This is a genomic window from Protofrankia sp. CiP1_Cm_nod4 (genome assembly GCF_982290645.1).
This window is the reverse complement of record NZ_CEVIVC010000205.1, coordinates 4238-4763: the sequence shown is the minus strand read 5'-3', so window position 1 is coordinate 4763 and position 526 is coordinate 4238. Positions and strand designations below refer to the sequence as shown.

Below are 526 nucleotides of genomic sequence, written 5' to 3'. Positions count from 1 at the left end.
GGGAGGGCCGGCACGGGGGCCGCGGAGATCGGCGTCGACCCGGCCCGGTCGGCCATCATCGGCTCCAGTTCGGGTGCCGCCATCGCGGCCGGGCTGACGCTGTACCTGCGCGACCGGCAGGAGCCCCTGCCGTCACTGCTGCTGCTGCACGCGCCCGTGCTCGACGACCGGCACGCCACGGTCTCCAGCCAGGCCATCACCGACCCGCGCACCTGGAACCGGGCCGGCTCCCAGCGGGGCTGGCGCGGCTACCTCGGCCCGCTGGCCGACGCCGCGGACGTGCCGGCCTACGCCGCGCCGGCCCGCGCCGCGGACCTCGCCGGGCTGCCGCCGACCGCCCTGGTATTCGGCGATCTCGAGCTTGCCCGGGACGAGGCGCTGGCGTTCGCCGCCCGGCTCGCGCAGGCCGACGTGCCGGTGGAGCTGCACATCTACCCGGGTGCCACGCACGGTTTCGACGTCGTCGTACCCGACGCCGCCGTCAGCCTCGCGTCCCGCCGCGTCCAGAGCGAGGCCCTGCTGCGCG

General features: G+C 77.2%; 1 protein-coding gene. It reads left to right on the top strand.

Translation table 11 applies throughout. The features are described 5' to 3' along the window. Positions 1–526, top strand: a 526-nt coding sequence (locus AC5LSR_RS22710) for an alpha/beta hydrolase fold domain-containing protein (RefSeq protein ID WP_493468980.1), incomplete at both ends; no start/stop codon positions are given.